The organism is Geitlerinema calcuttense NRMC-F 0142 (assembly GCF_030285425.1).
Window position 1 is genome coordinate 19,873 of sequence record NZ_JASVEJ010000011.1, and the last position, 14,973, is coordinate 34,845.

Consider the following 14,973-nt stretch of genomic DNA (forward strand, 5'->3'; position numbering starts at 1 on the left):
GGTTTGTTTATGGTTGACTTTTACTTTTGGTAAAATCAACTATAATTAAGTCATATTCCTTTACACTGTTGGTGACAACTCGCTTTGTTTACAACTGCACTTCCCCAACGCCCCCTGACTCAAACTCGCGATCTCCCGAAGGATCTGTTTAGCGCGATCGCGGATCTTAAGCGGGAACTCAATGCTATTGTTCTAGCCCATTATTACCAAGATCCAGATATCCAAGACATTGCGGACTTTATTGGGGACTCTTTAGAACTCTCTCGCAAAGCTGCCAACACCGAAGCCGAAGTTATCGTGTTTGCGGGCGTCCACTTCATGGCGGAAACGGCTAAAATTCTCAATCCCCATAAGCTAGTCTTGCTTCCCGACTTAGAGGCGGGTTGTTCCTTAGCCGACAGTTGTCCTCCCGACGAATTTGCAGCCTTTAAAGCGGCTCATCCCCATCATCTGGTGATTTCTTATATCAATTGCTCGGCTGCGATTAAAGCCATGAGCGATATTATCTGTACTAGCTCCAATGCGGTGAAGTTAGTGAACCAAATTCCCAAAGATCAACCCCTAATCTTTGCACCCGATCGCAATTTAGGTCGGTACGTGATGCAACAAACCGGGCGCGAGATGGTGTTGTGGCAAGGAAGTTGCATGGTTCACGAAACCTTTTCGGAAAAGAAAATGGTTCAGCTTCAGGTGCAATATCCCGATGCCGAAATTATCGCGCACCCGGAATGCGAGCCTGCTGTTCTACGCCACGCCAACTATATTGGCTCCACTTCCGCTTTGTTGAAGTACGTGCAAACCAGCGCCAGTCCATCCTTTATTGTGGTGACAGAACCGGGCATTATCCACCAAATGCAAAAGCAGACGCCAAATAAGCAGTTTATTCCGGCACCCCCGTTGAATAATTGTGCGTGTAATGAGTGTCCGCACATGAGGTTGAATACCCTAGAAAAGTTGTATCTGGCGATGAAAAATCGCCAACCCGAAATTACCCTACCCGAAGAGACTCGCTTGGCGGCGTTACGTCCTATCCAGCGAATGTTGGAAATGAGCGCTTAAGTTAAAATGCTCCCTGAGCATTCCTCAGCCATCGGCTCAGGGAGGATTTCCTATTGATTCATAAATTCTTCTAACTTATGAGTCAGCGTTTCAATAATGCCTTCAGAACTTTCTAAATCGGCGATCGCCTCTTGTTCGATCCGATGAACTACGTCTGGGGGCAAATTTAATAGCTCAGTTAACTTGCGATAAGCTTGGGCTTCATCTGCATTAATTTTAGGTTCGTCAGGTGTTCTAGCACTCGCCGCAATCACTTCATATCCTAATTTCAAAACCAATTCGCGTTCGGCTGGGGTTTCTAACTTAGGAATTAACTCTTCTAAAGGCAAGTTTTGCATCATATAATCGCGCAATTCTTGCTTAATTTGCTCTTGATGATTGCCCATTCCAAATAACTGGCTAAAGCGATCTAACATCAGATCGACTTCTTCAGTAGCCAGTTCGCCATCAGACCACGCCATTGAAGTCACAACCCGTAGTAAAGTCATTTGACGCGGCGTAATCGGTGGAGGAGGCGGAGGGGTCATGGTCATGATTGGTACCGTTATGCGATAGCCAACACGGTATCACATCCCCTTTAAGCAAAAGATACAGGTTGAACAGAGAAACGGACGTTCGCTGTACCCTCCGCTTTGGGTTTTAAAGCTTCAGAAAAACTTTAGGAACTTGTTAAGGGATGTTATCGCCAAGCCTCAACCTCCGCAACTATCCTTTGGTTAATAGTCGGTTGAGGTTAGGCAACACTCTTGAGAGGGACTCCTAGCCAACCTTGAAACAGTTCTTGCTGTTGAGGGGTTGGGTTTTCTACCGGAACCAGTTGATAGCGAGTGGGTTGGGGTTCGCCGAGGGTGACAGGAACCGTTATCAACGTATCTTGGTGGAAGGCACTGACGTGGATGGTATCGCCTGCGGCAAAATCCTGAAGGCGATCGCTCAATTGTTCGGCGGTGACGCGGATCTCGTTAATGGCCAATAACTCATCACCGGCATTAATTCCGGCATTTTGGGCAGGGGAATGAGCGATCGCGCTTTTCACCATTGCCTTACCATTTTCCGTCTTGACAGTGAGGCCGAAGAAAGGAACGCCCGGATTTGAATCATCATCGCGATCGCTCTCTAACCTCAAGCCAAACGGCTTCAGATAGCGATTAAACGGTAACTCTTCAGTCGTTTCTAAGTAACGCTCAAAGAACTCCGTTAAGTCCACCTCCGCAATTGCCGAAATCCGTTGTTGAAGTTGTTCGGCGGTAAACCCAACCTCCGGCTTACCAAACTCTTCCCACATTTGACGCATGACATCATCAAGCGATCGCTGATTTTCATGCTGCGTCCGAATCAACAAATCCAGCAACAGCGAAACCAACTCGCCCTTGAGATAATACGAAATCTGAGAATTTCCGCTATTAGCATCCGGACGATATAACTTAATCCACGCATCCCAACTCGACTCGCTTAACGGCTGCACCAACCGCCCCGGCGTCGTTTGCAAGCGCGTAATTTCCTTGCCTAACTCCGCTAAGAACGTCTTGGCATCGTATATCCCCGCCCGTAACGGCAGCAATAAATCGTAATAACTCGTCGTCCCTTCACAGAACCACAGAGACGGCGTGTAATTTTCCCCATCATAGTCAAACACCTCCAACTCTTTCGGGCGGAGGCGCTTCACATTCCACAGATGGAAAAACTCATGAGCCACCAATTGCAAAAAGCGCTGATACTTATCCGGCGCGCGAAATCCAAAGCGCTGATAAATGAGCGAACATCCATCCTTATGTTCCAATCCCCCCATTGCGTGGGAAACCAGATGTAAGAGGAACACATAGCGATCGTAGGGTAAACCCCCAAACAATTGCGCCTCCGTTTGGACAATTTTGGCAATATCGCTAACCATCCGTTCTGGCTGTTCGTTTCCTTGACCCCAAATTGCCAGTTCGTGAGGTTTCCCTAAGACTTCAAAGTAATAGGTGCGATGGGTGCCAATTTCAAACGGACTATCAACAAGCGTATCAAAATCAGCCGCCTCAAATGTATGAGCGTAACCCGACACTGGCGGGAGGGGCGTTGTTACGCGCCATTCTGGACTGGGAGGCACGATCCGAACTTGGATCGGGGTTTTCTCAAATCCCGGCAATCGAAAAAATAGGGCCGCCCCATTAAAATAGCCATGTGTCGCATCTAGGTGATTCGTCCGAACCGTTAACTCGGCGGCATAGATGCGATAGCGAACGACAACGGTTGTAACCCCGTCTGTCTCGACTTGCCAGTGATTTTTACTGAGCTTGCGAGCTTTTAAAGGCGTTTCCTCGCCATCGCAAGCGCGAAAATCTTGTAGATGTCTGCCATATTCTCGAACCAGGTAAGATCCGGGCGTCCAAACGGGGAATTTTAGATCCAAGGTTGTTTTTTGCCAGCCCGTTACCCGCAACATCACCTCAAACAAATGCGAACTGGGCTGAGTGAGGGAGACTTGATAGTTCAGGGTGGGTGCAGCTTGTTGGGGACGGGTGGGTTGAGTTAGCGTGGCTTCTGTCATGAAATTAGTGGTGTGAGGGGCGATCCAACCGGGAGTTAAGATGACTTTTCTGAGGAAAGGCTGGAAAATGCTTGCTATTGCCTGTTGGAGATTTCCCTAAACGATCGATAGATTTGGGATTCTCTGGGGTTTGCAGGGTAGGACATTTCCGGAAAGATCCTCTTGCGGCCTTAAACTCGACCGGCAAGATGGGAAAGTTGTTTTTGATTAACTAGCGCGAGCGTTTCATTGGCGCTATCAATTTTAATCCAGCCCTTTTCATTGAGCTTTTCCATAATTTTTGTGGTTTCTTCGACGCCAATATCGGTGACATCCGCGAGATCCTGGAAAGGAATGTTATAAATTTCTGTCCCATATTCGCCCGGTTGCCCGTAATTTTCTCCTAAGCCGACGAGGGTATTGGCAAGTTTAACCGCAGGGGGTTGATGGCGGAGTTGGAAGCGAAGGTTTGTCTGGCGCAAGCGTTTAACCATAAGCTGCAACATGCGATGGTGCAGTTGCGCGTCTTTGAATAGAGTTTGGATAAAGCGCTGGGCAGAAATGCTCAGAAGTTCCACAGGAGAAAGGGCAATGACATCGGTTGAGCGGGGAGATTCATCTAAAATTGCCATTTCGCCAAAGAAGTCGCCCCGACCTAAGATGGCGAGGGTGACAGCATCGTCTCCAGAGAGACGGCGGACTTTGACCCAACCTGATACCACGAAGAAGACAGCATTGCCCCAGGCATCTTCCATTAAGACGGCTCTGTCTGCGGGGTATTCGTGTTCTGCGGCAATGGAGAGGAGCCACTCCAGGGTTTCTGGGTTGGCTGCGTTAAACAAAGGGAAAAGTTCACTAAACTCTTCAGGTTGCATGAAAACTTGTGGCAATAGGGAGTTCGGACGATTCGCACTCAAAGAAAGTGGAAAAGAGGCGTTTGCTCTCTCCCATCAGTTTATCGCCGTTCTGAATAACTTATCCAAGAAGCTTTATTGTTGATGCGTTTGGCCAGTTCTGGGTCTATTTGCTAGGATGGGGGGAGTGCGATCGCTCCGGCGAAGATTTTGAGCGAGCCAGTTGTTGCCATTCGGCAATTAAAAAAGGAGGAATTTTCAGGCTCAGGGTTCGATCTTCGCTTAAAGGAACCTGCACGATGAGGAAATCCACACTTTCTAGATGTTGCATAACTTCGGTGAAGTCGTACTGACCGACGGAGATAGCCGGAGGGCGATCGCGAAAGACATCAGCCGCACTCCAGTCCATTCCTTCAGCCGCTCTGATGGTTAAGGGCTGAGGATGAGCCACTTCAACTGCTCCCGGAAATCCGACTAGGCGGAGATTCCAACGGGGATCGCTGGGAGATTCGCCCGGAAATAGCACGACTTGCCAAGCGTAGCCCGCGCGGTCTCGTAGGGTTTGGCGCGAATGTAAGCTTAGTTGCCCGGACTGCTGATGATGTTCTTGCAAGTGGGCGATCGCTCCCTTGGGTTGAGCTAAACTCAGACTGAAGAAAACCAAGACTAAAATCCCGATTTTGTTTATTTTCTTCACAAGATTTAACATCCATTGGCAACACTTAACAATTCTTAATATTGCGTGCAACCCTAGAGAGGAACGCAATCCCAGGTAGGGAAAACCGTCCCCCCTGCGATCGAGGCGTTAAGTTATTGTATAGTAATGTTGAGATATCGAAATCTGCGCTACACAGATCGTTGATGTTGCCGCCTGGTTGTCGGCGACCGCGAAGCAGGGGATTCCCCTAACAGCGGTGAAAAATATCAGGTGTGATATCAACAAGCGCACAGGCAGATTCGGGCAATTCTCTACTAGACTCGTTTAGTTGAGAACTCACCCCAATCGACCTCCTGCGTGAAGACGAAGCATATCGTCTCACCTGAACTTTCCACCGTCGCTGTCAGTTAGTCACCTAATGGGCAATAAGCCAACCATTGCAATCTCTCACCTCGGATGTGAGAAAAACCGGATTGACACCGAACACATGCTAGGACTTTTAGTCCAAGCAGGTTATCAGGTAGACTCCGATGAAGAGTTAGCAGATTACGTCATCGTTAACACGTGCAGCTTTATTCAAGCAGCTAGAGAGGAATCTGTTCGCACGCTCGTTGAACTAGCAGAAGCCAACAAAAAAATTGTTGATTACAGGCTTGCATGGCCCAGCACTTCCAGGATCAACTCCTTGATGAGCTGCCAGAAGCCGTAGCCGTTGTTGGCACTGGGGATTATCATAAAATAGTCGATGTGATTCACCGCGTTGAAGGCGGCGATCGCGTCAAAGAAGTTTCAGCCGAACCCACCTATATTGCTGACGAAACCACCCCTCGCTACCGAACGACAACCGAAGCGGTTGCGTATCTGCGAGTGGCCGAAGGATGCGATTATCGATGCGCGTTTTGCATTATTCCGCACCTGCGGGGCAATCAGCGATCGCGTCCAATCGAATCCATCGTGGCTGAAGCCAAACACCTGGCAGCCGAAGGCGTTCAAGAAATTATCTTAATTTCCCAAATTACCACGAACTACGGGCTAGACCTTTATGGCAAGCCCCAACTGGCCGAACTGCTCCGGGCATTAGGGGAAGTAGACATTCCCTGGATTCGGATGCATTACGCCTACCCGACCGGGTTAACCCAACCCGTCATCGAGGCAATTCAAGAAACGCCCAATATACTGCCCTATTTAGATTTACCCCTACAGCACTCGCATCCGGAAATTCTCCGAGCCATGAACCGGCCCTGGCAAGGTCGCGTCAATGACGAAATCATTGAAAAGCTCAAAACAGCTATACCTAACGCTGTTTTACGCACCACCTTGATCGTCGGTTTCCCCGGAGAAACAGAGAGCCATTTTCAACATCTCCTCGAATTTGTCAAGCGGCATGAATTTGACCACGTGGGCGTTTTCACCTTCTCAGCCGAAGAAGGCACCCCCGCCTACAACTTGCCGAATCAACTGCCGCAAGCCGTGATGGACGAACGGCGCGACGCCATTATGCAAGTGCAGCAACCGATTTCCCTGAAGAAGAACCAAGCAGAAATCGGCAAAGTCGTCAAAGTTCTGATCGAACAAGAAAACCCAGAAACCGGGGAACTGATCGGTCGTTCCGCTCGATTTTCGCCAGAAGTTGACGGTTTAGTTTACGTCCAAGGTAGCGCTCGTCTGGGTAGCCTCGTCCCCGTCGAAATTATCGATGCCGATGTCTATGACTTATACGGTCAAATTGTAACCCCGTAATCATCCGATTTTGATTCAATCCAACCCTGCCAAGATTTTAGAAACACAAGCACAAGGAGCATTAATGACGCTTTCATTCCAAAGCTTAGGACTTTCAGAAACTCGCGCCAAGCATTTAGAAAAACTCGAATTTGTTGAGCCAACTGATATTCAGTCTCAAGCCATCCCCCACCTGCTATCAGGTCGGGATGTCGTCGGACAAGCCCAAACCGGAACCGGAAAAACCGCAGCCTTTTCGCTGCCCATTCTAGAGCGGATTGACCTCAAGCTATCCGCACCCCAAGCTTTAATCCTGACCCCAACGCGCGAACTCGCCATGCAAGTTTGCCAAGCGATGCGTAGCTTTGCTGGCGATCGCCGCATCCGCATCCAATCGATCTATGGCGGTCAAGCCATCGATCGGCAAATTCAACGCTTGCAACAAGGCGTTCACATCGTTGTGGGTACCCCAGGTCGAGTCATTGACTTACACGAACGCGGCGACCTACACCTCGACCAAATTAACTGGTTAGTCTTAGATGAAGCCGATGAAATGCTGAACATGGGCTTTATCCAAGATGTCGAGAAGATCCTGATGCAGTTGCCCGTAGAACGGCAAACCGCATTCTTCTCCGCCACCATGCCTTCTTCGATTCGCGAGTTAGTGACGAAGTTTTTACGCTCTCCCGTCACCGTCACCGTCAAGCAAACCAAAACGGCCCCAACTCGGATCAACCAAACCGCCTACATGGTTCCGCGCGGTTGGACTAAGGCCAGAGCCTTACAACCGATTTTGGAACTTGAAGATCCCGAATCTGCACTCATTTTCGTCCGCACGCGCCGCCAAGCCGCAGAACTGACCAGTTTCTTGCAAGCCGCCGGACATAATGTGGATGAATATCACGGCGATCTCAGCCAGTCTCAACGGGAACGCTTGATGCTGCGCTTCCGCAACCGTCAAGTCCGCCTTGTGGTTGCTACCGACATTGCAGCGCGCGGGTTAGATGTAGACGATCTGACGCACGTCATTAACTACGAGTTACCCGATAGCGTTGAAAGCTACGTTCACCGGATCGGCAGAACCGGACGCGCGGGTAAAGAAGGAACCGCGATCGCCCTATTGCAACCCTTCGATCGTCGCAAACTCTATCAAATTGAGCGTCACTTGCGGCAGAAGCTGGAAGTTAAGCAAATTCCCACGCGTTCTCAAATTGAAGCTCGCCACCTGGAAAAACTGCAAGACCAAGTGCGCGAAGCCCTCGCTGGCGAACGGATGGCCTCTTTCTTACCCATTGTGGCTCAACTGTCTGAAGAGTACGATCCCCATGCGATCGCTGCTGCGGCCTTACAAATGGCCTATGATCGCGTGCGTCCCGCTTGGATGCAGTCAGACTACGCCGAGGAAGAAATTCCGCCCACAACGCCTAAACCCAAATTGATTAAGCGTTCTAAAACCTCAGTGTCTCAAGGTCGCTAAGATCGATCAATCTGTTGGCGATTTCTACTAGGAGATCGCCCCTAGGAGTGGCTTATTCAGTCACTCCTTTTGCTTGTATACCCACGTAGGGATTCTCTGGTGGAGATGCGATCGCGAATCCAAGATTAACCTAACTAGTTTTTTACCTACCACTCCACCACTTTGCTATAGGTCGAGGGGCCATGAAGCCGTTTTTTCAAAAACTCCCTTGGATTTCTCTGAGCATTTTGGTTTTGACCTACACGACCTATGGATTTACCTTGCCCTTACCCCCTTTACCCGAAGTCGAGGGATTTCAGTGGCATCGCGCTTATACAGTGTGGGCGATCGCGGCTGCCCTTGCTGTCTTTTTTGCGGCCCTCTTAACCGCCCCCCTCAGAAGTGCTAAAACCTTAGTTGCTGCTTGGTCTAAAACAGACCTTGGCATTTTGATCGCGGCTGTTGGCTTTGCATTCGCCGCCGTATTAGCAATCTCTCAGATTTATATCTTTGCCACTGGCTTAATCTTGCTCTCGGCTGGTTCTTTAGCCCGGTTAGATATTCAAACCGCAGGTTATACCGAGAGACAGGCTTTTTGGATTTTAACCGCGACCTCGCTGATTGGCCTAATCGTCGGCTGGCTCATGCACTATTATCGCGGTCTGCTAGGCTTTTGAAGCGTTTGATCAGTGGACACTGGAGAAATTGGCACAAGCGATCGCAGCAGAGAGGAGAACCCTAGAGACACTAGATCGTAACAAGCAATTAACTGTCCTGATGCCCTGCGATTCCCCTTACGTAGGGCAATTTTATAGGTGGCATATCCCAACCCACTCGTATAAATTAGAACTGAGAACCCACGCCTTCCCTATACCAATCCTGTAGGGAGGGCTAATCTATATTGGAGGGTTTTCAACCGTTGTCGCATCTACCTAACCTCTAGTTTCTAGGGGTTGTCTTGTGCCTTTTCCTCTATCTTCCTCAAATTTGCAACGGCAATCTGTAATCTTGAATGCAAGTCGAGTGACTGAATGGTTATTAGTCAGTGGAAGTGGTTTCGGACTGCTACCCAACTTAAGGGTTCTGTTTTAAAAGCCGTCTTACCCCGCGTTTTCCTGTGCGGGATTTTCGGCTTCGTTGTTTCTGCACTTTACAAACAGGGTTGGGCCGTCAACTGGCCAACCGCAGATAGTTTAATTCCCAGTCTCGTTTTAGGTTTGCTCTTAGTCTTTCGCACCAATACCGCCTACGACCGCTTTTGGGAAGGCCGCAAGGCTTGGGGAAGTATTATCATTAGCGTGCGTAATCTCGCCCGCCAAATCTGGGTTTCCATCCCCGAACCCGAACCGGAAGATCGACAAGGCAAAATTGAGGCGCTGCGCCTGCTGCTTGCCTTTGCAGTCGCCACAAAACTGCATTTACGCGGGGAACCCGTCACCAACGAATTAGCCGCCTTTATGCCCCTCTCGCGCTACGAAAAGCTGCAAGGCATGAATAATCCCCCATTAGAAGTGGCGTTTTGGATTGGCGACTATCTACAACAACAGTATCGACGCGATCGCCTCAGCATCCAACAACTGACCGCTATGTATGGGTTACTAGATAATCTAGTGGCAGCTTTAAGTGCTTGCGAACGCATCCAGAAAACGCCGATTCCCCTGGCCTACGTTATCCATCTCAAGCAGCTACTCTTGATTTACTGCCTTTCTCTACCCTTTCAAATGGTGAAAACCCAAGGCTGGCAAACAGGTCTAACCGTTGCCTTAGTCAGCTTTGCTTTACTAGGGATTGAAGAGATTGGGATTGAAATTGAAGATCCCTTTGGTCATGATGCCAACGATCTCCCTCTAGATGCAATTTGCGGTACCATGCAACGCAATATTGAAGACTTAATCTCGCTCTCACCCAGCTTCTACACCGTTCCAGAAGCCTTGACAGTGACTTCGCTGCTGGACGCGTCTGAAGACTTTTAAGCGCTTTCTCAATGCTAATTGCCAGTACCCGCGCTGCAATTAGCATTGATTGTCGTCTCCTCTAGCATTCCGCTTAGACGACCCGGAAAATAAAAGGATAGCGGTAAGCCCGCTCGACTTCGCTTAGACTAAATAAAATTGCTCGAATAGAAAGTCCCCAGTGAACTAAAAACCAGATGGGGAAGAGAATAAACCCTAACAATCCCAGGGTGAGGAAAGACAGAACCCCAATAATCGCGCCATATAACCACACATTGAGGTGAAAATTAATGGCTTCTTTAGCATTTTCTTTAACAATGGGGTCTTCGCTCACAAATAAGATCGCTACAGGAATGCCGATCGACACTAGGGTAGCGCTAAAAAAGATAGAGCCGTGGCTGAGAGCCGATAGCAGCTTCCGTTTATCGGTATCATAGACTTCGTACATTGAATTTTTCCTCTGTTGCATCAAGCCTGTACGCCTACTTTGACCTTATCACATTGCTTCGGGAGGGAAACTTTCGGGATACCGAAAACTGGAGTAGAGTAAACCTCATCTCAAGGTGTTGAGAGAAGTAGAGAACCATCCTAACCCAGTAGGCGAGGAAGAAGGTGCAGGTTTGATGGAGGTTCGCTAAAGTAGAAAAACAGCTTCAAATAATGGGTCTAGGCTGTTGGACTTCAGCAACTTGTAGTTGACTCTGACAAACGGGAATTTGAATCACAAATTCTGCCCCTTTCCCTAATTCCGAGAAGCATTCTAGGGTGCCGCCATGTCTTTCAATGACAATTTGATAGCTAATCGATAAGCCTAAGCCTGTCCCCGAACCTATCGGTTTTGTCGTAAAAAAGGGATCGAATAACTGTTTTTTGATCTCCGAACCGATCCCAACTCCATTATCAGAAATCCGAATTGCAACCTGGTTTTCAGAAGTAACTTCTGTGGTAATTGAAATTTCTGGCGAAAAGGGATAGTGAATTTCTACAGATTTAGTCTCTAGGGTGGCTTGTTGTTGCGCGACTAAAAGGGCTGATTTTTCCCGTAGAGAATCAATGGAATTACTAATCAAATTCATAAAAACCTGATTGAGTTGGCTTGCATAACACTCAACTAAGGGTAAGTTTCCATAGTTTTTGATGACCTGAATTGCCGAAGTAGGCGATTGACTTTTGAAGCGATGCTGTAAAATTAGCAACGTATTTTCAATTCCCTCATGAAGATCGACAGCTTTAACGGCTGCCTCATCGAGTCGAGAGAAATTCCTTAAGGAAACAACGATTTGTTGAATTCGATCGGTTCCAATCTTCATGGAAGAAAGTAATCGAGGCAGGTCTTCTGCAATAAAATCTAGATCGATTGATTCAATTTGAGATTGAATTTGTGGAGTAGCTAGCGGATAGGTTAGCTGATAAATCTTGACGAGTTCTAGTAATTCCCTGGCATAGTTATAGGCGTGAACAATATTTCCCGAAATAAAATTAATCGGGTTGTTAATTTCATGGGCCATCCCAGCAACGACTTGTCCGAGACTGGACATTCTTTCAGTATGAATGAGTTGAGTTTGGGTATGTTGAAGTTTTTGAATCGTTTGTTCTAGCTGTTGAGCTTGTTGTCTTAACTGGGACTCAGATAGACGCAAAGCTAATTCTGCTTGCTTGCATTCAGTAATATTTTCAATCATGCAAATCGCAAATTGAGATTGGGTATCTTGACCTCGAACGAGGGAGACTGTAGAACGACCCCAAAGAATTTGACCATTAGCATGACGATAGCGCTTTTCAATTTGATAGCGATCGCACTGCTGGTGTAACAGCGTTTCGTAAAGAGGTGCTTCTGATGCTAAATCTGATGCGATCGCATAATCATTGAGGCAGCGATGCTGTAATTGCTCGCTATTGTAGCCGAGAAAGCTTTCCAAGGCTGGATTGGCTTCAATCGTCAGACCAGCTAAATCCGTCAGCGCGATCGCAATTCCAGCTTCCTCAAAAATGGTGCGAAAACGGCGTTCGCTTTGACGCAGTGCTTGTTCCACGCGCAGGCGATCGCTAACATCGCGGAGAATGACGGTAAACACCACCCCTTCAGGCGTTTCTAAACGCGAAATAGACGCTTCTGCGGGAAATTCCGTCCCATCTCGACGCCGACCTGCAACCGTAGCGCGATCGCCCATACAACGCGAATTTCCTTTAAAATTAGCAACATGGCGAGCATGATTAGGGACGGCCCGTAACGGTAACAGCACCTCTAGCGATTGACCTAGAATTTCCTGTGCTGGGTAGCCAAAGATTTTTTCTGCACCTTGATTGAACAGAATAATGGTTTGCGATTCATCAATCGAAACGATTGCATCATCAGCAATATCTAAAATTCCTGCCAAACGCGCCTGAGAAGACAGCAACTCCCTTTCTATCGCCTGTCGTTCCCGAACCTCCGCAGCGAGTTGGCGGTTGGCTTCCTCCAGTTGCGAAGGACTCGGTAACTGAAGAATCAGGGGAACTAACCCCACTAATACTCCCCCTGTTCCCAAAGAGACTAACGCCGTTATCCCCTTAATAGCCGTCGAAATCCAGTAAACAGGATGCCAAATTGTCCAGACATCAATCAAATGTCCAGTTCCACAAGCGATAATAAAACTTGCAAACAAAAAGAAAATCCAGCCAAACGGCAGATCGCCGCGCTTCTGGACGATATAGATCAGTAAAAAAGGAATACAATAATAAGCAAGAGCAATCAGCGTATCTGATGCAATGTTGAGCCAAACAAGCCAGGGTTTCCAGAGGTAGCAATGTCCGTGAGGAATAAACCCACTTGAATCAACAAAGTTTATCCAGATATTTAGCATAGATTTTCCGAGGTGCTGGTGTGGATTAGCTAAGATTGAGAGTCCGTTAACAATCCATCGGCGGCAAGCAGACAACGAGACTCTTGCACTTCTTGCGATCGTGTAAAACTTAAAATTGGCTCAACAACGGCCCTAAATTGCTCCTTAGCAAAAACTTTTAGCGATTAAAATGCCATCATGACTGACGTTTTCCTGTGATTGGATTGGCGATCGCGCGCCAACATCCATCTAGATTCAGTTGCATCCGAATCTCAAACTCTGCCACACTTATAGTCTCTCCGTAAAATCTGCCATAGACTTCAGTATGTCCACTGAATTTCACACCGAACTCCAAACCGCCGTTGAAAAACGTCGTAATTTCGCGATTATTTCTCACCCCGATGCTGGGAAAACCACGTTAACCGAAAAACTGCTACTCTACGGCGGCGCAATTCACGAAGCCGGTGCCGTTAAAGCGCGTGCAAGTCAGCGTAAGGTGACATCAGACTGGATGGAAATGGAACAGCAACGGGGAATTTCCATTACCTCTACTGTTTTGCAATTTGAGTATCGCGATCGCCAAATTAACTTACTCGATACTCCCGGACACCAGGACTTCAGTGAAGATACTTATCGTACTCTAGCCGCTGCTGACAATGCCGTCATGCTAGAAGATGCGGCTAAGGGTTTAGAACCGCAAACCCGCAAGCTGTTTGAAGTTTGCCGGATGCGCCAAATTCCCATCTTCACCTTTTTCAATAAACTCGATCGTCCCAGCCGCACTCCCCTAGAACTCCTCGATGAAATTGAGCAAGAATTAGGACTGCAAACCTACGCTGTCAACTGGCCGATCGGCATGGGAGACTACTTTAAAGGCGTATTCGATCGACGCACCCAAAAAATTCACCTCTTTGAACGGACAGAACACGGTAAAAAAGCAGCCAAAGATACAGCCATCAGCCTAGGCGATCCGCGTATTGAGGAACTGTTAGACAAAGACTTGTACTATCAACTCAAAGAGGATCTCGAAGTTCTTGAAGGCGTTGGCCCAGAATTTGACTTAGAACTGATTCATCAAGGCAAAATGACCCCTGTCTTTTTTGGCAGCGCCATGACTAACTTCGGCGTTCAACTATTTCTTGATGCCTTTTTAGAATATGCCCTTAAACCTGGAGAACGGAAAAGCAGCGCCGGAAGCTTAAAACCGTCTTATCCCGAATTTACCGGGTTCGTCTTCAAGCTGCAAGCCAACATGGACCCGAAACATCGCGATCGCGTTGCCTTTGTGCGCGTCTGTACGGGAAAATTTGAGAAGGACATGACCGTCAACCATGCCAGAACCGGCAAAAATGTCCGTCTCTCGCGTCCGCAAAAACTCTTTGCTCAAGATCGAGATGTGGTAGATGTTGCCTATCCTGGGGATGTGATTGGCTTAAATAACCCTGGCGTATTCGCGATCGGCGATACAATCTACACCGGACAAAAAGTAGAGTACGAAGGCATTCCCTGTTTCTCTCCCGAACTGTTTGCTTACCTGAGAAACCCCAACCCTTCTAAATTTAAGCAATTCCACAAAGGCGTCTCCGAATTGCGCGAAGAAGGTGCCGTTCAGATTATGTACTCAGCCGACGAAGCCAAGCGCGATCCCATTCTCGCCGCCGTTGGACAACTGCAATTTGAAGTGGTGCAGTTCCGCTTGCTGAACGAGTACAATGTCGAAACCCATATAGAAATGCTGCCCTATTCTGTCGCGCGTTGGGTGTTGGGAGGCTGGGAAGCCTTAGAAAAAGTCGGACGCCTCTTTAACTCCGTCACCGTTAAGGATAATTGGGGAAGACCCGTTTTACTGTTTAAGAACGAGTGGAATTTGCAACAGATACAAAGCGATCATCCTGACTTAAAGCTGAGTGCGATCGCGCCTCTCGGTTCTGGTATCTAAAG

Annotated in this window: 11 protein-coding genes and 1 pseudogene; 6 read left to right on the forward strand and 6 right to left on the reverse strand. The window is 48.1% G+C overall.

All coding sequences use genetic code 11. From position 1 onward, the window contains the following. Window positions 1-84 precede the first annotated feature (84 nt). Complete coding sequence (gene nadA, locus QQ055_RS02910) at window positions 85-1,059, forward strand: quinolinate synthase NadA (RefSeq protein WP_284476259.1); 975 nt, start codon at window positions 85-87, stop codon at window positions 1,057-1,059. A gap of 50 nt (window positions 1,060-1,109) precedes the next feature. Here nadA and QQ055_RS02915 read toward each other — a convergent pair whose 3' ends face one another. From QQ055_RS02915 to QQ055_RS02930, 4 genes are all read right to left on the reverse strand, one after another. Continuing rightward, window positions 1,110-1,586, reverse strand: coding sequence for a tellurite resistance TerB family protein (locus QQ055_RS02915; protein ID WP_284476281.1), 477 nt, complete (start codon window positions 1,584-1,586; stop codon window positions 1,110-1,112). Between the two features lie 206 nt (window positions 1,587-1,792). Further along, window positions 1,793-3,592, reverse strand: a complete 1,800-nt coding sequence (locus QQ055_RS02920) for a M61 family metallopeptidase (protein ID WP_284476260.1) — start codon at window positions 3,590-3,592, stop codon at window positions 1,793-1,795. A gap of 170 nt (window positions 3,593-3,762) precedes the next feature. Beyond that, window positions 3,763-4,446 carry a Crp/Fnr family transcriptional regulator gene (locus tag QQ055_RS02925; RefSeq protein ID WP_284476261.1) on the reverse strand — a complete coding sequence of 228 codons (684 nt, stop codon included), beginning with the start codon at window positions 4,444-4,446 and terminating at the stop codon, window positions 3,763-3,765. Window positions 4,447-4,591: 145 nt separating this feature from the next. Beyond that, window positions 4,592-5,122, reverse strand: a complete 531-nt coding sequence (locus QQ055_RS02930; protein ID WP_284476262.1) for a DUF3122 domain-containing protein — start codon at window positions 5,120-5,122, stop codon at window positions 4,592-4,594. A 379-nt stretch (window positions 5,123-5,501) separates the two neighbouring features. Between QQ055_RS02930 and rimO the strand changes: the two are divergent. The 4 genes and pseudogenes from rimO to QQ055_RS02950 all read left to right on the forward strand — a co-directional run bounded on the left by rimO (window position 5,502) and on the right by QQ055_RS02950 (window position 10,231). Beyond that, window positions 5,502-6,823 (forward strand): annotated as a pseudogene (rimO, locus tag QQ055_RS02935) (30S ribosomal protein S12 methylthiotransferase RimO). A gap of 64 nt (window positions 6,824-6,887) precedes the next feature. After that, on the forward strand, window positions 6,888-8,279 hold the full coding sequence (locus tag QQ055_RS02940; RefSeq protein WP_069967535.1) for a DEAD/DEAH box helicase: 1,392 nt from the start codon (window positions 6,888-6,890) through the stop codon (window positions 8,277-8,279). Between the two features lie 182 nt (window positions 8,280-8,461). Further along, the gene (locus tag QQ055_RS02945; protein WP_284476263.1) at window positions 8,462-8,935 is read left to right on the forward strand and encodes a hypothetical protein; all 474 of its coding nucleotides are present in this window, start codon (window positions 8,462-8,464) and stop codon (window positions 8,933-8,935) included. A gap of 354 nt (window positions 8,936-9,289) precedes the next feature. Continuing rightward, window positions 9,290-10,231 carry a bestrophin family protein gene (locus QQ055_RS02950; RefSeq protein WP_284476264.1) on the forward strand — a complete coding sequence of 314 codons (942 nt, stop codon included), beginning with the start codon at window positions 9,290-9,292 and terminating at the stop codon, window positions 10,229-10,231. A gap of 73 nt (window positions 10,232-10,304) precedes the next feature. On the opposite strand, the gene QQ055_RS02955 is transcribed toward QQ055_RS02950, so the two are convergent. Both QQ055_RS02955 and QQ055_RS02960 read right to left on the reverse strand, forming a co-directional pair. Further along, window positions 10,305-10,658, reverse strand: coding sequence for a DUF4870 domain-containing protein (locus QQ055_RS02955; protein ID WP_284476265.1), 354 nt, complete (start codon window positions 10,656-10,658; stop codon window positions 10,305-10,307). Between the two features lie 205 nt (window positions 10,659-10,863). Beyond that, window positions 10,864-13,053, reverse strand: coding sequence for a PAS domain-containing sensor histidine kinase (locus tag QQ055_RS02960; RefSeq protein WP_284476266.1), 2,190 nt, complete (start codon window positions 13,051-13,053; stop codon window positions 10,864-10,866). 304 nt (window positions 13,054-13,357) lie between these two features. Between QQ055_RS02960 and prfC the strand changes: the two genes are divergently transcribed. Then, window positions 13,358-14,971 carry a peptide chain release factor 3 gene (gene prfC / locus QQ055_RS02965; RefSeq protein WP_284476267.1) on the forward strand — a complete coding sequence of 538 codons (1,614 nt, stop codon included), beginning with the start codon at window positions 13,358-13,360 and terminating at the stop codon, window positions 14,969-14,971. Window positions 14,972-14,973 lie beyond the last annotated feature (2 nt).

Bases quoted from the DNA above. Each gene is read 5' to 3' on its own strand.
- prfC (WP_284476267.1), top strand. From the start codon at position 13,358: ATGTCCACTGAATTTCACACCGAACTCCAAACCGCCGTTGAAAAACGT.
- QQ055_RS02950 (WP_284476264.1), top strand. From the start codon at position 9,290: ATGGTTATTAGTCAGTGGAAGTGGTTTCGGACTGCTACCCAACTTAAG.
- QQ055_RS02960 (WP_284476266.1), bottom strand. From the start codon at position 13,053: ATGCTAAATATCTGGATAAACTTTGTTGATTCAAGTGGGTTTATTCCT.
- QQ055_RS02920 (WP_284476260.1), bottom strand. From the start codon at position 3,592: ATGACAGAAGCCACGCTAACTCAACCCACCCGTCCCCAACAAGCTGCA.
- QQ055_RS02955 (WP_284476265.1), bottom strand. From the start codon at position 10,658: ATGTACGAAGTCTATGATACCGATAAACGGAAGCTGCTATCGGCTCTC.
- QQ055_RS02925 (WP_284476261.1), bottom strand. From the start codon at position 4,446: ATGCAACCTGAAGAGTTTAGTGAACTTTTCCCTTTGTTTAACGCAGCC.
- QQ055_RS02915 (WP_284476281.1), bottom strand. From the start codon at position 1,586: ATGACCCCTCCGCCTCCTCCACCGATTACGCCGCGTCAAATGACTTTA.
- QQ055_RS02940 (WP_069967535.1), top strand. From the start codon at position 6,888: ATGACGCTTTCATTCCAAAGCTTAGGACTTTCAGAAACTCGCGCCAAG.
- QQ055_RS02945 (WP_284476263.1), top strand. From the start codon at position 8,462: ATGAAGCCGTTTTTTCAAAAACTCCCTTGGATTTCTCTGAGCATTTTG.